Annotated in this window: 17 protein-coding genes; 9 read left to right on the forward strand and 8 right to left on the reverse strand. The window is 63.6% G+C overall.

Annotated elements, in window-relative coordinates; genetic code table 11:
- The 6 genes from F812_RS26145 to F812_RS24315 form a co-directional block, all read right to left on the reverse strand.
- The coding region (locus tag F812_RS26145; RefSeq protein WP_245257698.1) for a sugar phosphate nucleotidyltransferase at window positions 1-185 on the reverse strand (185 nt) is incomplete at its 3' end.
- 189 nt (window positions 186-374) lie between these two features.
- Entirely contained in the window at window positions 375-1,295 is a 921-nt protein-coding gene (ppk2, locus tag F812_RS0116515; RefSeq protein WP_020087098.1) for a polyphosphate kinase 2, read from the reverse strand.
- 113 nt (window positions 1,296-1,408) lie between these two features.
- The gene (locus tag F812_RS0116520; RefSeq protein ID WP_020087099.1) at window positions 1,409-1,741 is read right to left on the reverse strand and encodes a lipid-A-disaccharide synthase N-terminal domain-containing protein; all 333 of its coding nucleotides are present in this window, start codon (window positions 1,739-1,741) and stop codon (window positions 1,409-1,411) included.
- Entirely contained in the window at window positions 1,726-2,559 is an 834-nt protein-coding gene (locus tag F812_RS0116525) for a glycosyltransferase family 2 protein (RefSeq protein ID WP_020087100.1), read from the reverse strand. The genes F812_RS0116520 and F812_RS0116525 overlap by 16 nt, the downstream gene beginning before the upstream one ends.
- Complete coding sequence (locus F812_RS25635) at window positions 2,556-3,356, reverse strand: phosphatase PAP2 family protein (protein WP_020087101.1); 801 nt, start codon at window positions 3,354-3,356, stop codon at window positions 2,556-2,558. Before F812_RS25635 ends, F812_RS0116525 begins: the two co-directional genes overlap by 4 nt.
- Before the next feature lie 3 nt (window positions 3,357-3,359).
- Window positions 3,360-4,901: an ArnT family glycosyltransferase gene (locus F812_RS24315; protein ID WP_020087102.1), complete on the reverse strand. Its 1,542-nt coding sequence runs from the start codon at window positions 4,899-4,901 to the stop codon at window positions 3,360-3,362.
- Between the two features lie 104 nt (window positions 4,902-5,005).
- Between F812_RS24315 and F812_RS0116540 the strand changes: the two genes are divergently transcribed.
- Window positions 5,006-5,350 carry a hypothetical protein gene (locus tag F812_RS0116540; protein ID WP_156827488.1) on the forward strand — a complete coding sequence of 115 codons (345 nt, stop codon included), beginning with the start codon at window positions 5,006-5,008 and terminating at the stop codon, window positions 5,348-5,350.
- Between the two features lie 42 nt (window positions 5,351-5,392).
- A complete protein-coding gene (locus tag F812_RS25640) occupies window positions 5,393-9,436 on the forward strand; it encodes an autotransporter domain-containing protein (protein WP_051113861.1) in 4,044 nt (1,347 codons plus the stop codon).
- Between the two features lie 95 nt (window positions 9,437-9,531).
- Here F812_RS25640 and F812_RS0116550 read toward each other — a convergent pair whose 3' ends face one another.
- A complete protein-coding gene (locus tag F812_RS0116550) occupies window positions 9,532-10,005 on the reverse strand; it encodes a nucleoside deaminase (RefSeq protein ID WP_020087104.1) in 474 nt (157 codons plus the stop codon).
- 259 nt (window positions 10,006-10,264) lie between these two features.
- On the opposite strand from F812_RS0116550, the gene F812_RS0116555 reads away from it, so the two are divergent.
- The 5 genes from F812_RS0116555 (at window position 10,265) to F812_RS0116575 (ending at window position 17,869) form a co-directional block, all read left to right on the forward strand.
- Window positions 10,265-12,457, forward strand: coding sequence for an oxidoreductase (locus F812_RS0116555; RefSeq protein WP_020087105.1), 2,193 nt, complete (start codon window positions 10,265-10,267; stop codon window positions 12,455-12,457).
- A 109-nt stretch (window positions 12,458-12,566) separates the two neighbouring features.
- A complete protein-coding gene (locus F812_RS0116560) occupies window positions 12,567-14,690 on the forward strand; it encodes a heterodisulfide reductase-related iron-sulfur binding cluster (protein ID WP_020087106.1) in 2,124 nt (707 codons plus the stop codon).
- On the forward strand, window positions 14,641-16,113 hold the full coding sequence (locus tag F812_RS24330) for a hypothetical protein (protein ID WP_156827489.1): 1,473 nt from the start codon (window positions 14,641-14,643) through the stop codon (window positions 16,111-16,113). Before F812_RS0116560 ends, F812_RS24330 begins: the two co-directional genes overlap by 50 nt.
- Entirely contained in the window at window positions 16,110-16,904 is a 795-nt protein-coding gene (locus tag F812_RS0116570) for an electron transfer flavoprotein subunit beta/FixA family protein (RefSeq protein WP_026868208.1), read from the forward strand. The genes F812_RS24330 and F812_RS0116570 overlap by 4 nt, the downstream gene beginning before the upstream one ends.
- Window positions 16,905-16,906: 2 nt before the next feature.
- Entirely contained in the window at window positions 16,907-17,869 is a 963-nt protein-coding gene (locus tag F812_RS0116575; protein WP_020087109.1) for an electron transfer flavoprotein subunit alpha/FixB family protein, read from the forward strand.
- Between the two features lie 109 nt (window positions 17,870-17,978).
- On the opposite strand, the gene F812_RS0116580 is transcribed toward F812_RS0116575, so the two are convergent.
- Window positions 17,979-19,685 (reverse strand): APC family permease, encoded by a 1,707-nt coding sequence (locus tag F812_RS0116580; RefSeq protein WP_020087110.1) that lies wholly within the window; start codon window positions 19,683-19,685, stop codon window positions 17,979-17,981.
- A gap of 626 nt (window positions 19,686-20,311) precedes the next feature.
- Here F812_RS0116580 and F812_RS0116585 point away from each other — a divergent pair.
- Together F812_RS0116585 and F812_RS0116590 are read left to right on the forward strand one after the other, a co-directional pair.
- Complete coding sequence (locus tag F812_RS0116585) at window positions 20,312-22,522, forward strand: oxidoreductase (protein ID WP_020087111.1); 2,211 nt, start codon at window positions 20,312-20,314, stop codon at window positions 22,520-22,522.
- A gap of 157 nt (window positions 22,523-22,679) precedes the next feature.
- The gene (locus tag F812_RS0116590; RefSeq protein WP_020087112.1) at window positions 22,680-23,042 is read left to right on the forward strand and encodes a cupin domain-containing protein; all 363 of its coding nucleotides are present in this window, start codon (window positions 22,680-22,682) and stop codon (window positions 23,040-23,042) included.
- The last annotated feature ends 12 nt before the right edge of the window (window positions 23,043-23,054 follow it).

The raw sequence follows: 23,054 nt of genomic DNA on the forward strand, positions 1-23,054 counted from the left end.
TTGCAGACGACGATGGGGGCAGCGAAGCCATTCTGCGGCGCGAGGCGCGCGAGGGTGGCGGAGAGCAGGCTCGCCTTCTCTCCGTTCAAACCGCTGACGAACTGCTTCGGATACATGGCCCGCGAGAGGGGCCAGAGCCGGGTTCCCGAGCCGCCTGACAGGATGACCGGGACAATCTTATGCATGTGCTGACCTCTGGACGTGAGGCGCACGGTATCGTCCGATGTCTGGACTTACAAGATTTCAAGACATTGAATCGGCGGGCTTTTATCTCATACGGTTACCGAAAGCCACGCCTGCGTGCGGCGGGCCGGCGAGGATTGCGGCAGGCGGCCTGCCGCAATCCTCGCCCAAGTGCCCGTTCTCGTTCAGGATCAGTCGTTTTCGTAGATGTCCGGTACGTACAATTCGTCCGGCACCGGGGTACGGGAGTAGTCCGGGTTATGGACACGCTCCGGCAGCGTGACGTCCGCGCGGGGGACCTCCTGGTAGGGGATCTGGGCCAGGAAGTGGCTGATGCAGTTGAGGCGTGCGCGCTTCTTGTTGTCCGCTTCCACGATCCACCACGGTGCCTCGGGGATGTGGGTTCGTTCCAGCATCGCTTCCTTGGCTTTCGTGTACGCCTCCCAGCGGCGCCGGGATTCGAGGTCCATGGGCGAGAGTTTCCACTGCTTCAGGGGATCGTTGATACGCATGCTGAAGCGGAAGTTCTGCTCGTCGTCGCTGATGGAGAACCAATACTTGATGAGCTTGATGCCCGAGCGGACGAGCATGCGCTCGAACTCGGGAGCGGAGCGGAAGAACTCCTCGACATCCGGCTCGGAGCAGAAACCCATGACGCGCTCGACGCCCGCGCGATTGTACCAGCTACGGTCGAACAGCACGATCTCGCCCCCCGCCGGAAGGTGGGCGACGTAACGCTGGAAATACCATTGACTGCGCTCGCGCTCGCTGGGTGCGGGAAGGGCCGCCACGCGACAGACGCGCGGGTTGAGCCGCTGGGTGATGCGCTTGATGACGCCACCTTTGCCGGCCGCGTCGCGGCCTTCGAAAATGACGACGACCTTGAGCTTCTCGCGTACCACCCAGTCCTGCAGCTTCACCAGCTCGCGCTGCAGCCTGAACAGCTCCTTGAAGTAAGCCCTGCGGGGAAGGCCGCCTTCCTCGGCTTGCTCGCTGTCGATATCTTGCGGGCCGGTCAGGCGCTCGTCGTCCAGCTCCAGCTCGAGCTCTTCGTCGAAGCTGTCCAGCATTTCCGCCTTCACTCTGGCGGAGATCGCGTCTTCCTTTTTCATCGCTTTCACCTGGCTGCGCGGCTCGATCTACGGTTCGAGACGTCCGCGGTTGTGCTTCGCCCTCGCATGTTTCGGCGAGATCTGTGACGGGTGAATGACAGTGCGTCGCCGGACTATCTGCCCGCAGGCGCGGGAGCGGGTGACGCCCCCTCCATCTTTTCCTTGCGGATGAAGAAAAGATTTCGGGCGTAGATGAGCACGCCGAACTGGCCGAGAATGATCACCGGATCGAGGCGGTGCAGGCCGTAGGCGAACACCAGAAGGCCCCCAAGGAGGCTCAGGTACCAGAACGTCTCGGGCATGGTGGAGCGGCGCGACTTCTCCGTGACGAACCATTGGATCAGCCAGCGGGCGGAGAAGAGCACTTGCCCGACGAGGCCCACCGAGAGCCATAGAAACTCTGCGGGTGTGAGTGCGTTCCACCACGCGATCAGTTTTGCAGCCACAGCCGTTCCTCTCCTGGCGACGAGCTTTTCGATAGGGGAAGGGGAGACGCGAGCGCTGTTTGGCCGTTGGCCTGCGGCGCGCGCGGCGAAAGGGGAGCGCCGGGCAACATGGTGCGCTTGATGAGCCAGCGAACGCCGACGAGGTCGTAAATGCCGATCAGGGCGCGTCCGAAGTTCGTGTACTTCGAGGTGCCGGCGCGGCGCGGGCGGTCGTTCACCGGATGATAGACGGCTGCGTGTCCGTAAGCCTGGAAGAGCGCTGGCAGATAGCGATGCATGCCGGAGAAATAGGGCAGGTCTAGAAACACCTCGCGGTGGAACACCTTTATTCCGCATCCGGTATCGGGGCAGCGGTCGGCGAGGAGGGCGTCGCGCAGCCAGTTGGCGAACTTGGAGGCAAAGCGCTTCGAGGAGTCCGCCCGGCGGTTTACGCGGACGCCGCCTGCAAGCGATACGTTCGTCGGCCCGGTGCCTTGAATGAGCGCTGCGAGGCTTGCGATGTCGCGCGGATCGTTCTGGCCGTCTCCGTCCATGGTGGCGATGAGGGCGGCAGTCGCTGCGCGCACGCCTGTTCGAACGGCGGCGCTCTGTCCGGCGCGGTGCGTGTGGCGGATGAACCGAAGTTGCGGGACGGAAGCCAGCAGCGCTTGCACCTCGCGCGGGGTGTCGTCGTCGCTGCCGTCGTCTACCACGATGATCTCGCGGAGCATGTCGGCCGGAACCGAGGCTAGGGTTTCGCGGATAAGCGCGCCGATGTTGCCTGCTTCATTGAGAGCCGGGATGACGACCGAGATCCCGTAGCGTGGGGTCTCGCTCATCCGCGCACCTTTGCGAGCGTATCCGTGCCTGCGCGAAGGAGCGGAATGAGCGGGGCTGTGATCAGGGTCCAGGTTCGCCGCGGATCGCGCCAAAGGCCGATGAAGGCGATGTGGAGGAGACTCACGGTGATGGCCATGAAGACGCCGGCGAAGACGACATCACTCAGGAAGTGTGCGCCTTGAATGATGCGGACGGCTCCCGCCAATGTGCCGGCGGCGATGCCCCCGGCAAGCAGGGCCATCCGGTATTGCGGCAACAGGAGCGCGAGCGCGAAGAAGGCCGCGTAGATGGACGAAGCCTCGCCGCTCACGAACGAGCAGTTTCTCGGGCATTCGCGGGACGGCACGAGGGGCGGCGTGAACGCCTTGCTGCCGCCGAACTCGATGACGTCGCGCGGACGTGCGCGACCCAGGTTGTCCTTGAAGATCAGATTGGCGACGACGCCGGGGCCGACGAACAGAACCGCGATCATGAACCAGCAACGCGCCTGCTCGGACCCGAACCACTTGCGACGGGTGATGATTACGCGCGCGGTGACGGCCAGGGTGGCGAGAGCGACGAGCGCGAAGAGAACCATGAACAGCTGGCGGGCCAGGGTGACAGCCCAGGTGGCGCACCAGGGTTTTCCGGCGGCTGCGGCCGGGCAGGCCTCCCAGGCTGCGCCAGAGATGGACAGATCGATCTCGGGAGCGGAGATCAGCACCGCGCCGAGCGGTATGGCGAGCATGGCTGCGCCGATCAGGAACTCGCGCCGGAACTTCGTCTCTTCGGGTGTGTAAGGGTCGACGGATGCCATGCGTCACCTGTGTTGATAACCATCGAGGGTCGAAAAGTGGACGGTTCGTGTGGTGTGCCGGCCCGCGGGTATCTCGCGCATAGTGACCGGCGTCGCGGAGGCGAAGCGTCTCGTCACGGGAGAGGCCAGCCGCGGCGTGACGAGCAGAACGGGCGCCGGGGCCGCGGCGGTGAAGGGGCTCTTGATCTCGAAGTGGCTGCGGGGCGATGCGCCGTCGCGCCAGGAGAGGATGGGCACCGTGATGCCGCGCCCGTAGTAGGCGAGGGCCGCCGCATACTCGCGATCATCCGTCAGCACCGATCCGATCGGCTTGCCTTCATTCGCGGCTCTAGCGAGTTCGGCCTCCACCGCCGTGGCCAGCTCGCGATTTCCGAGGGTGCGGGCGAAGGGATCGCCGACGATGGGGAGAGCGAGGTGGCCGGCTTGCCATGTGGCGAGGGCCAGAAAAAGTGCGACAGCGCCGTTGATCGCGAACGAGGCGCGCATCCACGTCCATTCGCGGTCGCGGATCATCACAGCGGTGACAAGCGCGATGGCGGCGATGTAGGCGGGTGCCGCCCAATTGGCGTGGGCGCGCGAGATCAAGGCCTGCAGTGTAACGGCCGCGAGGATCGGGACCGAGAAGGCGAGCAGGAGCTTGTCCGAGGGGCCGGCCACGCTGGGCTTTCTTACCGCGCGCCAGACGATGACGAGGAACGCGCCGAACAAGACAGGTCCGAACACCCCAAACTGGGCGAGCAGGAATTCCGCAGCCTTGCCGGGATGGAACGGGATGCCGCGCCAGTTCGCGTTGTCGGCGGTGTGGGCGAAGGTGACGAAACCGTTCGTGGCGTTCCAGAGAACGTTCGGCGCGATGAGCGCTAGACCGCCTGCAAGCGCCATCCAGAGATGAGGGCTGCGCAGCAGTCCGCGGCTTTCCGGTGCGATCACAAGGTAGAGCGCGGCGGAGGCGGCGAAGTAGGCCATTGCGTATTTGGCATTGAGCCCGAGGCCCAATGCGAGCGCGAGCAGCAGGGCGTTTGCCAGGCTCGGTCCATTCAACATGCCAGCGAATGCGAACAGGGCGAGTGCCCAGGCCGCGAGTAGCGGCACGTCGGTCGAGATGATGCCGCTCGAAAGGGAGACCGCGGGGAGAAGCGCGTATCCGAGGCCAGCCCAGAAGGCGACCGTCTTGTCGTACAGGCGCCAGCCGATGGCGTAGACGAGGAGCGCCGTGAGAAGGTGGAGGGCGATCGCGGGAAGGCGGACGCAGGCTTCCGTCTCTCCGCAGACCGTGGTCGCGCCATGAATGATCCAGGCGATGAGCGGCGGCTTCGAGAAGTAGCCGAGCGCCGGTTCGAGAGACCACGCCCAGTACTGGGCCTCGTCCATGTAGAGGTCTGTGCGATTGAACGCGAGGGCGAGCAGGCGAAGCGCAGCGATCACGCCGACAACGGCGAGAAAAGCGGTGGTGGATCGCTCGCTCAGGCTTCGGGACGCTCGCTTCCGCATGCCGAGCACGACAGTGTCCGGTGAAGCGTTCGCGTATCCCTGCTGACCGTTCATGCCTCGCGCCCCCCGGCGCACGCTCGCGGCACTCGAGACGCCGCACATCCGCATTTGGCTATCAGCGGTGTGCGACGGCCCGGTTACCGTTCGGCGACAGACACATGACAACGCGACGTGTGATGCGCGGGCATCACGGGCAAGGGCGGCGAGGTTCCTTGATTAACGCCTTGAAGCGCGAGCGCTATGCGCATGCATTGGTGCGCGATCGTCTGGCGCAATTTTCTTGCGGCATCCACGCGGGCTGCTGCGCACTGTTGTGGATAGGTGGGCTGCTTCGCGTGCGTCTCAAGCTCAGATCGGTGATCGCAATCGCGGGGCGCGTTGCGATCACGATCTCATCGCGCCAGCTTCTTCGCGCCCGCCTTAATGTCCGCGCTCTGAGCTTTGCTCGAATGGTGAGCTTTTACGTTATCCTGTTTCAGTTCGGTGATTCTTTTGCCGTTTAGGGATGAAACCTGTGCAGACGCGTTCCAGGAAAAAGAGAGATCATGCCGTCGACTTCTCACGCCTCCGAGGCGGCCGAGAGCAAGGTTTTGCGTAAGGCTTCGCGCCGTCCGATCTATTACTTCGATGTCGTTCACGACTATCCGGCAATCGGCGGCGTCGTCGAATTCTCCGAGCTTCTCTTCCGTCAGTTGAAGAAGCGCTACGGCAAGCGGCTCATTTCCGCACGGGAGGCAGCGCAGCGCTTCGGCGCCCCCGATGCGACGATGCCCTATCTCGATCGCGAGCGGCGTGTTGCCGAAGTTCTGGCGCGGGTCGATCCTCATTCCACGTTCTTCTTCCCGAATTTCCATTCGCCGATTGCGCGGCGCGCCGATGGGCATGGTCCCACGATCATCAACGTCATTCACGACGTCCAGTTTGCATTCCTTCCCGAGCTCTACAGTGAAGCGAGGCTGCGCTGGCTCGAGCGCGCCTTTGCCCGGACGCGGGAGAATGCCGATCACGTCGTCTTCATCAGCCATGCTGCCGAGCAGCAGTACACGCAGCGTTTCGGGGTCCCGCGCCGTCATACTGTGATCTACAATCCGATCGAGATCGATCGCGCCGCCTCGACCACTCTGGATGACGGCGCGCCGTTCCTGCTGGCGTCGATCCATAATCATCCGCATAAGAATTTCTCGGGCCTGCTGGCGCTGTTCGCCAAGCTCGCGGAAAGATCGCCCGAGTTGAACCTGGTGGTCACCGGCCACGGCGGGGAGGCCTTCGCCTCGCACCTCGCTCATCTTCCGGCGAGCGTGGCGGCACGCGTCCGCCATCTCGGCTATGTGCCTCGCAAGGAGCTGGACGGGCTCTACCGGCGCGCGCGTGCTTTCGTCACGCTGTCGCGCTTCGAAGGCTTCAACATGTCGGCGGCGGAGGCCGCGAGCCACGGCACGTCGTTGATCCTCTCCGACCTACCCGTGCATCGTGAGCTGTTCTCGGAGCAAGCCTGCTTCGTCGATCCGATGACGCCTTCGGTGGACGCGGTCGAAGATTATCTCGCTGCGCATGCTGGACGTTCGGTCGCCTGGCCGCTGCACAAGGTGTGCGCGCCATCTGCGGTTGGGTCTGCCTACGCAGACGTGATCGACAGGTGCGCGTGCGCCTGTGAGACGTCGCCTGAGCAGGACACGGGGCGGGGCGTCCTCGGCGGAATGGTACGGGACGCTGTATCTCGCGCATCGGGTGCCGCGATGGCGCGCGCCCTTCTTTGCACCACAATGCTGGTCGGCGCTGCGAGTGCAGCGCTCGCAGCTCCGCCCGCGCCGGTTTCCGGCCTTTCGGATGGCGGCAAGGGCGGTGGCTATGCCGGCTTCGGCGGCCATCAAGAGGGCGTCGACGGCGGTACGGGCTATATGGGCGACGCCGGCGAGGATGGGAGCGCGGGATCTCCCTACTTCGGCGGCGGCGGCGGTGGTGCCGGCGGTGGCGTCGGCGGACTTGGCGACATCTTTACCTGCGCGCCGATGTTGTGCTCGGTTCCTGGCTTGGGCGGTGCCGGCGGCACGGCGGTCAGCCCGGACGGCGAGGACGGCGTCAGTCCCAACTATGCAGGTGGCGGCGGCGGCGGCGGTGGCGGCTTCCATGGGAACGGCTTCACCGGCGTCCTGGGCACGGTCGATCTCGTCGGCGGCCGCGGCGGCAATGGCGGCGATAGTCTCAATGCGTCCGCTCCAGGCAGTGGCGGCGGCGGTGGCGCGGGTGGATACGGCGCCGTGCTGACGGGGACGCCGACACTCGACAGCGCGATAAACCTCACAGGCGGCCGGGGAGGCGACGGCGGAAGCTCGGCGTTCTTCTCGTTCTCCGGCGGCAGCGGCGGCGATGGCGGCGTGGGATTGTTCTTCGCCGATCCGGGTGCGGTGTTCACCGGCTCGGGCTCCATTACGGGCGGCGAAGGCGGTACCGGTGGCGTTGCCAATGGCTCGAGCCCGAGCGTGCATGGCGGGCGCGGCGGCGACGGCGGCGCGGGTGTCGCGGGCAGTGGCGTGACCGTTCGCGTCGAGGGGCAGGTGACGGGTGGCACCGGCGGCTTGGGGGGCGCCAGCGTCAACGGCATTGAGGGCGAAAACGGCAATGGCGGCGCCGGCATCTCGGGCTCCGATCTCACGATCATCAATGCCGGGACGATCTCGGGCGGTCTTTCGGGCAGCGGCGTTCGTGCGAACGCCATCACGTTCACCGGGGGCGCGAACGCGCTCACTTTCGAGGCCGCAACTACGGGACTTGAGGGTGACATCGCGATCAACGGCGCGGGAAGCCTGACGTTCGATCAGGCGGACGGCGTGGACGTGACCGTCGACACGGTGATCACGGGCGACGGCTCGGTGATCAAGGACGGCGACGGCACGGTGATCCTGACCGGCACCAACACCTATACGGGCGGCACCTCGATCACGGGGGGCGTGCTCTCGGTCAACGGATCGATTGTGGGCGATACGAGTGTCGGCAACGGCGGCACGCTCAAGGGCACGGGCTTGCTCGAGAGCGTGACGGTGGGCTCCGGCGGCGTTCACGCGCCAGGAAACTCTATCGGAACACAGACGGTGACGGGCGCCTACACGTTGCAGGCAGGCTCGATCCTCGAGATCGAGGCCAACGCAGCGGGGCAGAGCGATCAGGTCGTCGTCAACGGGACTGTAGATCTCACGGGGTCGATCCTGCGCGTGCTGGCGGAAGCCGGAACCTATGCGCCCTCCACCGGCTATGTGATCATCGCCAACGATGGCGTGGATGCCGTCACGGGAACCTTTTCGACGACGACGAGCAACCTCGCCTTCCTGACCGCAAGCGTGAATTACGCGGCTGGCGACGGCAATGACGTGGAGCTGACGCTCCTGCGCAACGACACCGGCATCGACGAGGTGGCGCTGACGCCCAATCAGAGCGCGGTCGCGGCTTTCCTGAACGGTCTGAGCCCGGGACACCCGCTTTACGATGCGATCGTGGCGCTCTCCGAGAACGAGGCGCGCGTGGCGTTCGATGCGTTTTCGGGTGAGGTGCACGCCAGCGTTCTCGGTGTGCTGTTGCAGGATAGCAAGCAGCTTCGCGACGTGCTTTTCTCGCGTCTCTGGCAGGCCGTGCGGGGAAGTGGGGCGGGATCCGGCGCGGGCTCTGGGCAGCCGACGACGGTTGCCGCGCGTGACGATGCGCTGCCCGGGCGCATGGCGCTCGGCGCGGGCCGCCGTGGCGAAGAAGCTCCCGCTCTCGCGCGCTCGAGCACTCTCGCGTTCTGGGCGCAGGCCTACGGCTCGTGGGGTGAGTTCGACGGCGACCGCAACGCGGCTGGCGTGGATCGCTCGGTCGGCGGTTTCGTCTCGGGAATGGACGCGGCGTTGGGCGGCGGCTGGCGCGCCGGTTTCGCGACGGGCTACGGGCAGTCGAACGTGGATGTCGCCGCGCGGCTCAGCTCGGCGGATATCGAGAGCTATCATCTCGCGGCCTACGCGGGCGGCAAGCTCGGCGGCTTCGCGCTCCGCACGGGAGCGTCGTGGACGTGGCACGACGTCGAAACGGAACGTGCCATCGTCTTCCCGGGCTTCGCCAACCGGGTCGAGGCGTCCTACGACGCCGATACCGGGCAGATATTCGCGGAGGTGGCTCTGCCGCTTCAAGTCCGCTCCGTTGCGTTCGAGCCCTTCGCTGGCCTCGCGTGGGTGCATGTCGACAGCGATGGGTTTGCCGAGACGGGCGGGCTCGGGGCGCTCACGGCGGCTTCCAGCAACGAGGACACCGGGTATTCGACCCTGGGTGTGCGGGCGGAGACGCAGATCCGCACCAACGGGCTGCTTTTGCTGCCGCGGATCTCGGTTGCTTGGCAGCACGCCTTCGATGACGTGACGCCTGTGACGGCGCTGGCGTTCGCCTCCGGAGGGCCGGGCTTCACTATCGCGGGGACGCCCATCGCGCAGGATAGCGCGCTGCTCGACGCCGGGCTTGGTATCGTGCTCGGACCCGACGCGACGCTCGGTGTCTCCTACCATGGAGAGTTCGCCGACGAGACGCAGGATCACGGTGTAAGCGGCCGGCTGGACTGGCGCTTCTAGGCCGCATCCGGCTCGAAGCAGCTTGGCTTTCGCAGCCGGGCTGCTTCGGCGTTCTGCCGCCTCTTTCCCGCGCCGGGTGAGCCTGCTGGCCTGCGTCAGGCGCGCTCATCCTGTCTCCGTTTCCAGTCGCCATAGAGGTCAGGACACGAGTCCAGACGGACCGGGATGTGGGAGATTTTCATCGACTGCTCTGAGAAGGGCTTGGCCATCTCGGCGTAGATCGCCGCCGTCGAGAGGCCGTGAGGCGCGCCGTCTTCGTTGGAGTAGGCGTAGGCCACTGCGCCGATGCCTGCCATCCGCATCGCCGCCATGCACATCGGGCAGGGATGGCCGCTGGCATAGACAACGCATCCGGCGAGGTTCGGGGAGCCGAGCTTCCGGCTGGCGGAGCGGATGGCGTTGAGCTCCGCGTGTGAGGTCGGGTCGTTGGTGCTCAGGATCTCGTTCACGCCGGTCGCGACGACCTTGCCGTCCTTGACCACGACTGCGCCAAAGGGGCGGCCGCCGTTCGCGCTGTTTTCGTGCGCGAGCTCGATCGCGCGGCGCAGAAAGTTTTCCTCTTCGCTCATGTGCAGAGTCCTTTTTTCGAGGGCGCGCAGCCGAGAAGTTTTCGCATGCACGTGCGCCTTTCGAAAGCTATTTCGCAGGTGCAAAAATTATTGGGAGATCCCTCGGTGGTGATGCGAAAACCCTTATTTTATCGGCAGTTTTTCGCCCTTTGAGACGCCAGCTACTCCTTTGGAGGTAGCCCGTAGGGAGAATTGTGAGAGCCACGCCAAATGTTGAGATTTCGGAAGCGCGAAATGCTGCTGACGGACGGAGAATAAGATGGCCCGCGATCCCAAACACGACATTCTATTTCAGCCGATTCAGATCGGTCCCAAGACGTTGCGTAACCGCTTCTACCAGGTGCCTCACTGTATCGGTGCGGGATCGGACAAGCCGGGCTTCCAGGCGGCACACCGCTCGCTCAAGGGCGAGGGCGGCTGGGCTGCGATGAATACGGAATACTGCTCCATCCATCCGGAGTCCGACGACACGATGCGTTTGTCGGCCCGCATCTGGGATGAGGGCGACGTGCGCAATCTGCGCGCCATGACGGACGAAATTCACAAGTACGGCGCGCTGGCCGGCATCGAGATGTGGTACGGCGGCGCGCATGCGCCGTGCCTCGAGAGCCGCTGCACGCCGCGCGGCCCGAGCCAGTACGCCTCCGAGTTCGAGACGCTGAGCTACTGCAAGGAGATGGACCTCGCGGAAATCGCGATGGTTCAGCAGTATTATGTGGACGCCGCCTACCGCGCCCGCGATGCCGGTTTCGACATCGTTTACGTGTACGGCGCGCACTCCTATCTGCCGCTGCAGTTCCTCAATCCCTACTACAACAAGCGCACCGACAAGTACGGCGGCTCCCTCGAGAACCGCGCGCGCTTCTGGATCGAGACACTCGAGAAAGTGCGCAAGGCCGTCGGCAGCGATTGCGCGATCGCCACCCGCTTCGCGGTCGACACCATCTACGGTCCCGACCAGATCGAGATCGAGGTCGACGGCATGAAGTTCGTCGAGATGGCCGATCCGCTGGTTGATCTCTGGGATGTCGACGTCGGCGACATCGCCGAATGGGGCGAGGACGCTGGACCGTCGCGCTTCTACCAGCAAGGCCATCAGGTTCCCTGGACGCGCTTCGTCAAGCAGGTCTCGAAGAAGCCGGTGCTGGGCGTCGGGCGCTACACCGATCCCGAGAAGATGACCGAGATCGTCACCAAGGGCTTTGCCGATATCATCGGCGCTGCGCGCCCGTCTATCGCCGATCCCTTCCTGCCGAAAAAGATCGAGGAAGGCCGTTACGACGACATCCGCGTGTGCATCGGCTGCAACGTCTGCATTTCGCGCTGGGAGATCGGCGGACCGCCCATGATCTGCACGCAGAATGCGACCGCGGGCGAAGAGTACCGCCGCGGCTGGCATCCGGAGAAGTTCCCCAAGGCGCAGACGAAGGATTCGGTGCTGGTGGTGGGCGCAGGCCCGTCGGGTGCAGAAGCCGCGCGCGTGCTGATGGAGCGTGGCTATACAGTCCATCTCTACGACAAGGCCGAGAAGATCGGCGGTCACCTCAACAGCGTGGTGACGCTGCCGGGGCTCGGTGAGTGGGGCTATCACCGCGACTATCGCGAGACCCAGATCGCAAAGCTGATCAAGAAGAACAAGGACTGCGTGCTGGCGCTGGGCCAGAAACCCATGACGGCGGATGCGGTTCTGCAGTACGGCGCGGAGAAGGTGATCATCGCCACCGGCTCCTCGTGGAACACCGATGGCACCAACTGCCTCACGCATGCGCCCATTCCCGGCGTGGATGCGTCCCTGCCCGACCAGCTCACGCCGGAGCAGGTGCTCGAAGGCAAGAAGCCGATCGGCAAGCGCGTGGTGCTGCTCACCTCCGATACGTACTTCATGGCGCCGAGCCTCGCCGAGAAGCTGGCGACGGCCGGTCACGAGGTCACCATCGTCTCCGGTACGCATCTCGCCAACTACATGCACTTCACGCTCGAATATCCCAACATGATGCGGCGTCTGCATGAGCTGGGGGTCAAGGAGATCGGGCACCACTTCTGCTCGCGTGTCGAGCGCGGCCGCCTTGAGGTCTACAACATCTGGGGCGACGGCTCGAAGCGCAGCTACCGGGGGCCGGGCGTTTCTCCGCGCGACGCCAACAAGTCTCATCGCTGGGTGGAGTTCGACTCGCTCGTCCTGGTCACGGGCCGCCATTCCGAGAACGCGCTCTACAACGAGCTGAAGTCCCGTGAAGCGGAGTGGGCGCAGAACGGCGTCAAGGGCGTCTATGTGATCGGTGACGCCGAGATCCCGCGCCTGATCGCCGACGCGACGTTCAGCGGACACCGCATCGCACGCGAGATCGATGCCGCCACGCCGCAGTATCCGCTGCCGTACAAGCGTGAGGTCGCGGTTTGGGGTGCTGCGCACATGCCTGGCGGCGAGTTCAAGATCGAATACAAAGTCTAAGCACCGAGCAGAAGCTCAAGCAGCGCGAGATCGCCGCCATGCGCAGGCATGGCGGCGATCCGGGCTCGCGCGATTTTTCATTGCCTAACGTGACGAAGTGGGTGCTGCCGTGGATCCAAGAGACATAACCCGAATACTCTTCGAGGATTTTCGACCGCAGACCATCTATCTGTTCTACGCCGTTGGTTATGCGGCGATCGCCGTGTTCCTCTACGGAACCTACACGCAGATCCGCAAGTATCGCCGCGGAAAGCCCGATGCGGCGTGGGGCGAGCTTTGGGCGCGTTTCCTGGACATGGCGAAGACCATGTTCACTCACCGCACGCTGAAGCGCCGTGATCCCGCAGCCGGAAGAATGCATTCCGTCATTTTCTTCGGCTTCGTGCTGCTGTTCATCGGCACTTCTACCATCACGCTCGAATACGACATTCTCGCGCCGCTTCTCGGCGTTCGCTTCTGGTATGGCGATTTCTACCTGCTGTTCTCGCTGGTGATGGATGTTGCCGGCGTGGGGCTGATCGTCGGCCTCATCTACATGATGTACCGGCGCAAGTGGCTCAAGCTGCCGAAGCTCAACTACGCGCGCCCCGACCGGAAGCCCGGAGATCCCGACTACGACCGCACCTTCTATCGCCGCGAGGACTGGGCGTTTCTGTGGACGCTCATCCTGATCGGAATTACCGGCTTCGTTCTGGAAGCGGTACGCCTGGTCTGGCTCGCCGATCGTCCCGCCGTGTGGGATTTCCGGTGGTGGTCTCCGGTCGGTGCCGTGCTCGCGCACATCATGCAGGTCGCGGGTCTCACAGCGGAGGGCGCGGGTGCGCTGCGCCCGGCACTCTGGTGGTTCCACGGCATCCTGGCGCTGACTTTCATCGCGTTCATTCCCTTCACCAAGGTCAAGCACATCTTCACGGCCGCCGCGTCGCTGATGTTCCGCAATCCCATGGCGGGGCGCGTGCTTCCGCGGATACCTGAAGAGCAGGAGAGCGCGGGCTTCAAGACGATCACCGACTTCACCTGGAAGCAGTTGCTGAATCTCGACGCGTGCACGAAGTGCGGCCGCTGTCATGAGGCTTGCCCGGCCAATGCAATCGGCGCCCCGCTTTCGCCGCGTGACGTGATCCTGTCCCTGCGCGAATTCGCCAACAAGACGCTAAATGCGTCGGAGCTGCCGTCAGAGGCGGAGCTCGATGTGCACGGCAAGGGTCCGGATCAGATCCTGCAGGAGACGCTGTGGTCGTGCCGGACGTGCCTCGCCTGCGTCGAGATCTGCCCGGTCGCGGTGGAGCATGTGCCGATCATCGTGCAGATGCGCCGCAAGCTGGTGGAGGAGGGCGAGATGGAGCCCATTCTCCAGAAGACGCTGCAGACCATCCACAAGAGCGGCAACTCTTTCGGTGAATCGAAGCGCAAACGCGCCGCCTGGACCAAGGCGCTGCCGTTCCAGATCAAGGACGCGCGCAAGGAGCCGGTGGATATCGTCTGGTTCGTCGGCGACTACGCCTCCTTCGATCCGCGAAACCAGAAAGTAACGCAGGCGTTCGCGCGACTGATGAACAAGGCCGGGGTTGATTTCGGACTGCTGTTCGAAGCGGAGATGAACGCGGGCAACGATGTCCGGCGTGTGGGCGAGGAAGGCCTCTACGAGGTTCTCGCGACATCGAACATCAACACGCTGAAGGCGTGCGAGTTCAAGTCGATCGTGACCACGGACCCGCATTCGTTCAACACCATTCGCAACGAGTATAGGCACTTCGACGGCGACTTCGAGATTCAGCACTACACCACGCTGGTGAAGAAGCTGATCGAGGACGGGCGGCTCAAGATCAAGAAGAAGGTCAATTACCGTGTGACCTTCCATGATCCCTGCCATCTCGGCCGCTACAACAAAGGTTACGACGCGCCGCGTGACATCCTGAATCTCCTGGGCTGCGAGCTGGTGGAGATGGCGCGCAATCGAGATAACTCGTTCTGCTGCGGCGCCGGCGGCGGCCGTATCTGGATCCCGGATACGCCTGGTCTCGAAAAGCCTTCGCAGAACCGTATGCGGGAAGCGGGCGCGATCGAGGGACTGCAGGTGTTCGTGGTCTCCTGTCCCAAGGATCTGACGATGTTCGAGGACGCGCTCAAGACCAGCGGGTTCGAGGGCAAGTTCGTTGTGCGCGAGCTGATTGAGCTGATCAATGAATGTGTTGAGGATGGCGATCCGGAAGCCTGCGCGCCTGCGGCGTGAAAAAGCGCCGGCGAGCGCCGGTGCCCTTGTGCGCGAAGCGCTATCGGGAGGCGATGTCTACGCGGCCGCTGCCGTTCACGCGATCGCAGAGGGCGAGGATCGCGAGCAGATCGAAGCGCTGATGTGCGGGGACCGCCGCACTGTTCTGACGCTGGCCCGCTGGGAGCATACCCCGGCTAACGTGCTGCAGGTTCTCTCGGGGCTCGAGGATGAGGCTGTTCATCTGCGGCTCGAGAAGAATCCCGCGACGGCGGCTCAGACGCTGAGCCGGCTGTTTCAGAACGAGCGGGATGCGACGCTCGTTGCGCTCATCGCGTGGCATCGCCATACGCCACCCGCCGTGCTCGAACGGATCGCCGAGCAGGAGCATGATCGCGCGGTGCTGCGTGCCGTGTGCAAGCATCCGGCGACGCCGCGGCGTGTTCTTGCCGTCGTGGAAAGGCGCTTTCCCGGTGCGTTCGACAGCGAGATGGCCACCCATCCCGCGACCTCGCCCCGGATGCTGGAAACTCTCTACCGGCGAGGGGATGCGTTCGTGCGGGCGGCCGTGGTCTCGCATTCGAGCTGCTCGCCCGAGGTGCTCGGTCTGGCCGAGGGAGACAGCGATCCCGTCGTGCTGCGTCATCTCGCCGGGAACGAGCGTGTCTCCGCCGATGCCTTGGAGCGGATGAGCCGGGATGCAGATGGCGCAATCCGGCGCGCGGTTGCGGGCAATCCGCTTCTGCCGCTGGGCTGTATCGATCATCTGGCTCGGGACAAGACAGACGCGGTCCGGCGTGCGCTTGCGATGCGCAAGGATCTTTCGGCGTCGGTTCTGGACATTCTGGCAGACGATGCGGACCATTGGGTCCGCCAGTGGGTGGCGCGGAGCCGCGTGCTGCCGCTCTCCCGCCTCGAGATGCTCGCGCGCGACGCAAACCCCGAGGTCCGGCGCGCGGCCGCGCGCAACCCCAATTGTTCGCAAGAGCTGCTCGAGGAGCTTGCGCACGACGCGAATGCATGGGTGCGCGCTGCCGTGGCGTATCAAGAGAATGTGAAGGCGTCTCTTCTCACGTTCCTTGCGGACGATGACGATATCGACGTTCAGAGCGGCGTCGCGGCCAATCCGCGGACGCCCCAGCGATTGTTGAGGCAGATGGCGGCGTCCGTGAATGCCGATGTGCGCCGCGGCGTCATTCTCAATCCGCGCGCTGCGCGCCGCACGCTGCTGCCGCTGCTCAGAGATCCGTACTACCTGCACCGGCTGCTCCTGGTGGACAGCAAAGTGCTGGAGGATGCGGACAAGTGGCACCTGCACGAGGACCCGGACCCGTCGGTTCGATTTTCCCTCTTCAGGTGGTTCGCAGGAAAGCTCATGCAGCCTGCTTCACGCCTCGCGTGCCGCAACCCACTAAAATTTGTCAAGGAGAGGAGAGCGCCATGAAAATAATGGTCGCGGTGAAACAGGTCGCCGCGCTGGATGAGGATTTCAAGATCCGCGACGACGGTCTCGACGTGGAGGAGGACTTCCTGCTGTACGACCTCAACGAGTGGGATGATTTCTCGCTCGAGGAGGCGATGAAGATCAAGGAATCGTCGGACAGCCCGGTCGAGGTGGTCGTGGTCTCGGTTGGTCCGGACCGCGTCGACGAAAGCCTGCGCAAATGTCTCGCCAAGGGGGCCGACCGCGCCATCCGGGTGTGGGACGATGCGATGGAGGGCTCTGATTCCATAACCGTTGGCCGCATTCTGGCCGCCGTCGCCAAGAAGGAAGACGCGGGCATGGTGTTTGCGGGCGTGCAGTCTTCAGACGACGCAAACGCTTCCACCGGCATCTCGACCGCCGCCCATCTGGACTGGCCGCACGCGGCCGTCGTAGCGGGGCTCACCTATTCGCCCGGCAGCGCGAAGGCGGTGCTGAGCCGCGAATTGGAGGGCGGCTTGCAGCAGAACGTCGAGATTGCGTGCCCGTCCGTGCTCACCATCCAGCTCGGTATCAACAAGCCGCGCTATGCGTCGCTGCGGGGCATCAAGCAGGCGGCTGCCAAGCCGATCGAGAGCCTCGCGCTTTCGGATTTGGGACTGACGGCTGCCGATGTTGGCGCCGGCCGCGCCCTCTCGCGCGTGCGGCGGATGTACGTGCCGGCCAAGGGCCGGGCGGAGATGATCGAAGGCACGCCGGCCGCACAGGTCGCGAAGCTGGTGGAGATCATCAAGGAATTCAGGGGAGCGTGAGCATGAAGACGATTTTGGTTGTGGCAGAGCATCGGCGTGGCGAGTTGCGTCCGATATCGCTCGAGGTGATCTCGGCCGCGCAGGAGCTGCGCCAGGCTGACGACAAGGTGGTGGTCGCGCTCATCGGCAACAAGGCCGAGGCGCTTGCGCCAGCCGTTTCGGTGGCAGGCGTGGACGAGGTCGTTACGGTGAAGGTTGCGAGCGACGAGTTCGATCCCGACCTGTTCGAAGCCGCCGTCTCGCAGTTGATCGAAACGAGGACGCCGGCCGTCGTGCTTCTCGCGCATTCGGTCGATTCGCTCGGTTATGCGGCTACGCTGGCCAGAAAGGGTGACTTCGGCTTCTCGACGGACGTCTTCAAGGTCGAGTATGACGGGGCGGATCTGGTGGCCACGCGCGCGGGATACAATCAGAAGGTCAACGTCGAGGTCGATTTCCCCGGCAAGGCCTGCGTGGTGCTGACGCTCCGCGGTAGCGTGTTCAAGCCGGCGGAAGGCACGAGCTCTCCGGTTCTTGGCGCCATCGATCTCGCTGGCCAGGCATCGCGCAGCAAGGCGCTCGAATACGTAGAGGCTGGCGGGGCGGAGGACGTCGATATCACGGGCGTCGAGTTCATTGTCTCCATCGGACGTGGCATCGCCGAAGAAGACAATGTCGAGCGCTTCCGCGAACTCGCCGATACGCTCGGGGCGACGCTCTGCTGCTCGCGTCCGATTGCGGATGCCGGGTGGCTGCCGAAGTCCAGGCAGGTCGGCCAGTCGGGGAAGGTTGTCAGCAGCTGCAAGCTCTACGTCGCCATGGGCATTTCCGGCTCCATCCAGCATATGGCCGGCATGAAGCATGTGCCGACCATCATCGCGGTCAACACTGATCCGGGCGCCTCGATCTTCACCATCGCCAAGTACGGCATCGTTGGCGACATCTTCGAGATCGAGGAAGAGCTGCGCAGCCAGCTGGCGGCCTGAGGCCAGTTCAGAAGTTCTCAAGCGGGGTAAAAAAGGAAGAGCGGCGAGGATATCCTCGCCGCTCTTTTTGTTGCTCTCGGTACTCGTGACTTCTGTGATCAGGCCGCGATCACGAGACCAGGCTGTGGGTGAAGTAGACCACGAAGGCACCTGCGGCCAGCGTGAGGTAGGGCAGGATGCCGGCGCGAGATGATACGCCCGCTTCGGAGCCCGCGAGATGCATGTCGTCCAGCATCGCCTGGGGGAACACGCCTTTGTCCTGGATGAAGTGACGATACAGGAACACCGGGATGATCAGCGACGCGAACAGCAGGCCGGTGATCAAGGTTCCCGAACCCCAGATGTTGGCACCCAGACCCATGAACGTGAGGTTGAGATAGCCAAGGATGGCGCCGAGCGCGAGCAGGATCGTCGGGGCCTTGTAGGGGCGGCTCCAATTCGGACGGTCCATGCGATGGATCCAGCCCGAGTTGAGGTTGAGGAAGTTGAACATGATGTAGCCGACGTTCGAGGCCGCAAGCACGAACACGTAGTCGGACATCAGGAGCAGGATCAGGTTGAAGCAGAGATCGGTCCACATGGCGCTGGTGGGTGCGCCGTGCTCGTTCACGTGAGACAGGTAGCGCGGCAGCCAACCGTCGACGGAGCCCTGATAGAGCGTGCGCGACGAGCCGGCCATCGACGTCATGATGGAGAGCATCAGAGCGAGAACGAGCATCACCACCAGAATGTTGGTGACGAACGCGCTGCCGCCGAGGATGCCCGCGAGCGCATTGGCAACGCCCATGCCGCTGTAGATTTCCGGCGCCAGCATGCCATCGTACACGGCAGGCGTGGTGACGTTTCCGTTGGCGTCGGTCACGGCCGGGGTCACGAGCTGGCCGAGGCCCAGATGTCCCTGGAAGGCGAGAGGCACGAGGGTGAAGACGGCGATGCAGAGCAGGCCGGAATAGAAGATGGCCCGAACCGTGTCTCTCTTCGGATCCTTGAACTCGCGCGTATAGCAGACGGCGGTCTCGAAGCCGTAGGTCGACCAGGCGGCAATGAAGAGACCGCCCGCCATCAGGGCCCATCCATCGATGTTCCACTGGCCTTCCACGACGTTGCCGACGGAATCGTAGGCAAGCGGCGCGAGAGGGAAGAAGTTCGAGGCGACCATGTCGCCGGTGAGCAGCGGCACCACGCCGATCAGCATCAGAGGCAGGAGGCCCGTGAGGCCGAGGATCAGGGTCGTTCGTGCCGAGCGCAGAATTCCGCCATGCTGAATGGCGAAAACCGTGAGCAGCAAGGCGGCTCCGATGATGAAGGTCGCGTTGATGCGGAGCTGCAATCCGGATTTCAGCGCACTGAGATCAAGAAGCGTGATCTGCCACGTGTTGATCACAGCGTCCGGCGGGAAGAGCACGCTCAGGATGTAGCCAGCCGCCAGTCCCGATCCGATCGCGAGAACAGGCGACCAGGCGAACCAGTTGCACCACACGGAGACGGGGGCCACGAATTTGCTGTAGCGCACCCATGCCACGGCACCATAGACCGACGCGCCGCCGGATTTGTGAGGAAACAATCCTGCGATTTCGGCGTAAGTAAATGCCTGAATGAAGCCGAATGTGATGGAAAGGATCCACACAAGCCAGGCGGGCTTGCCGACTGTTGCCGAGATCGCGCCCATCGAGAAGAGCACCAGCGCCGGAACGCCGCTGGCCACCCAGAAGGCGCCTGTCCAACTGATCTTTCGATGCAGGGTGGCGTTCTGTATGACCACGTTCTCGGATAAGTCGGCACTGATTGCGTCTACGTTCGTAGACTCCTTGTTCATTCCTACCTCCCCTTTGATCGGGGCAAACCCTCGCTCCGCTGCCCGGCGTCGAATTTCCGAGGCGATTTGGCGGGCCAGACTTTGCTTTTTGATTGTTGACTTAAATCACTGCGGGAAAACCCATTAGTCGCGGCGCTGCTCCGATACGCCGCATTTATTTCACCCTGGGTTCGCGCTATTCCAATAACAAGCCGATGCGATGGCTCTACACAGAGCGGTGCTTTGGCCGGGATGTGTTTCGTTTCGGTCTGCTTTTGGGAGCGCCCCATTTCCAGCCCCTGTCCGGGCATGAAAATGGAAAATCGCCCACGAAACGCTATCCGAATGCAATTCCGGAATGAATTGCGCCGAAGAGGTACTACCATGGTAGTAGCCTTGACTTTTATCAAGTAAGCGGCGATAGATGCTGTGGTGCACAGCTCGCGCTTGCGAAGCTTCGCTCCTTCTCTCCAATAAAAAAACTCCGAACCCTGCGGCTGGTCTTTCGCGTGCGCGAAATGTACCTCGAAGGTAGTAACCGCTTGTGGTGATGGACGCTTCCTTCGGCGGCGTTACGATTTGGGAATAGGATTTCAAATCCTCAAAAACAAGTCGTTTCACAACCGTCTTTTCGGAGGACGCAGCACATGGCGAGAAACCCGCGGTTCGATATTCTTTTCACCCCGTTGAAAATAGGGTCGAAAACAATCCGCAACCGTTTCTATCAGGTTCCCCACTGCAACGGTGCCGGTACCAATCATCCTGGCATGAACATGGCCCACCGCGGAATCAAGGCCGAGGGCGGCTGGGGCGCCGTCAACACCGAGCAATGCTCGATCCATCCGGAATGCGACGACACCCTGAGAATTACCGCCCGTATCTGGGACCAGGGAGACATGCGCAACCTGCGGGCGATGGTCGATCACGTCCATAGCCACGGTTCGCTCGCGGGATGCGAGCTGTTCTACGGCGGCCCTCATGCGCCGGGCCTCGAGACGCGCACCATCTCGCGCGGACCCAGCCAGTACAATTCCGACTTTGCGACCGTGCCGGGCTGCCCGGGCTTCACCTACAATCACGAGGCGGACAAGGATGAGCTGCTGCGGCTTCAGCAGCAGTACGTCGACGCGGCCCTGCGGGCGCGCGATACGGGCTTCGATCTCGTCAACGTGTACGGTGCGCACGCCTACGGGCCGATGCAGTGGCTCAATCCGTATTACAACCGCCGCACGGACGAGTACGGCGGCAGCTTCCAGAACCGGGCCCGGTTCTGGATCGAGACCCTCGAGAAGATCCGCAAGGCCGTGAACGACGACGTGGCGCTGGTCACGCGCTGCGCCGTCGATACTCTCTACGGCAACAAGGGCGTCGAGATCGGCGAGGACGGTCTGAAATTCATCGAGCTGGCATCGCCCTATCTCGATCTCTGGGATGTCAACATCGGCGACATCACGGAGTGGGGCGAGGATGCGGGCCCTTCGCGCTTCTACCAGATCGGGCACGAGAACGATTGGATCCGCTACATCAAGCAGGCGACCAGCAAGCCGGTGGTCGGCGTGGGCCGCTACTATGATCCCGAAAAGATGCTGCAGGTGGTGACGGGCGGCATCGTGGACATCATCGGCGCGGCGCGTCCTTCGATCGCCGATCCGTGGCTTCCGAGGAAGATCGACGAGGGCCGGATCGACGACATCCGCACCTGCATCGGCTGCAACGTGTGCATCTCGCGGTGGGAGATGGGCGGCGTTCCGTTCATTTGCACACAGAACGCCACCGCAGGCGAGGAGTACCGGCGCGGCTGGCATCCTGAGAAGTTCGAACCTGCCAAGTCAGACAAGGACGTGCTGATCGTGGGCGCGGGGCCGGCCGGCTCGGAGTGCGCGCGTGTTCTCATGGAGCGCGGCTACACGGTCCACCTCGTCGACAGCCGCGAGAAGATCGGTGGCTACGTGAACGAGGTCGCGACGCTTCCCGGCCTCGCCGAGTGGAGCTTCCACCGCGACTATCGCGAAACGCAGCTCACCAAGCTCGTCAAGAAGAACAAGAAGTGCCAGTTGGTGCTGGGGCGGAAGCCGATCACGGCCGACGAGATCCTGACGTATGGCGCTTCGCGCGTGATCATCGCCACGGGCTCGAAGTGGAGCACCACGGGCGTGAACCACCGCACGCACGAGCCGATCCCCGGCGCGGATGCCAGCCTGCCCCACGTTCTCACCCCCGAGCAGGTGTTCGAGGGCAAGAAGCCGATCGGCAAGCGGGTCATGATCATCAACTACGACCCGTACTACATGGCACCGAGCCTCGCCGAGAAGTTCGCGCGTGCGGGTCACGAGGTGACCGTGGCCACCGTGTGCGGACTTGGCGCCTACATGGAGTACACGCTGGAAGGGGCGAATATGCAGCGCCTCATCCATGGGCTCGGCATCACCGTGCTGGGGGAAATGGCGTGCTCGCGGGTCGAGAAGGGCAGAGTCGAGCTCTTCAACATCTGGGGCGACGGCCACAAGCGCGAGTTCAAGGGATCGGGCCAGCTGCCTCGCACTGAGAACAGCAGCCATTCCTGGCACGAGTGCGACACCGTCATTCTTGTGACGGCCCGCCGGTCCGAGGACACCCTTTATCGCGAGCTGAAAGCGCGGAAGGGCGAGTGGGAGAAGAACGGCATCTCGGACGTGTTCGTCATCGGCGACGCGGAGGCACCCCGGATCATCGCGGATGCGACGTTCGACGGGCATCGTCTCGCACGTGAGATCGAGGACGAGGATCCGCAGCACCAGAAGCCCTTCAAGCGCGAGCAGAGGGCGTGGGGCACCGCGTACAATCCGAACGAGAATCCCGATCTGGAATGGAGGCTCTAAGCGTTGAAGCGTCTCTCAGAGGATGCCAGGATCGCAGTGGGGAGGGCGCGCCGCTCTCCCCACGGCCACGGCCTCCTCAGGAATTCGCTACGTCGGCTGGAAAGGCATGAGCGGGTAACAACAGCAGTTATGCGCTCGCAATAACAGGATATAGGCAATGTCATCGATTTCATCTTTCGGCACCTACAAAGCTCCTAAGTCCACTCCTATCACCGCCGATCTGGAAGGGTGGAAGCCTGTCGAAGGCTCTCCGACCATGAAGACCTGGATCGAGAACAAGACGGATGACGGGAAATTTCTGACCGGCTTCTGGGAGGCGACTCCGGGCAGCTATCACGTTACCTACAAGGCGGATGAGCTCATCCATCTGTTCGAGGGCAAGGTCACGCTGACCGAGGACGGCAGCGGCGAGCAGAAGACGTTCTCGGCTGGAGACAGCTTGCACATCGCGGCCGGGTTTACCGGAATCTGGAAGACCGAAGAGCGCATCCGCAAGATCTTCGCGATCAGAATTAAATGATCGTGGACGTGC

Source organism: Hyphomicrobium zavarzinii ATCC 27496, assembly GCF_000383415.1.
In the GTDB taxonomy this organism is placed as follows: domain Bacteria; phylum Pseudomonadota; class Alphaproteobacteria; order Rhizobiales; family Hyphomicrobiaceae; genus Hyphomicrobium_C; species Hyphomicrobium_C zavarzinii.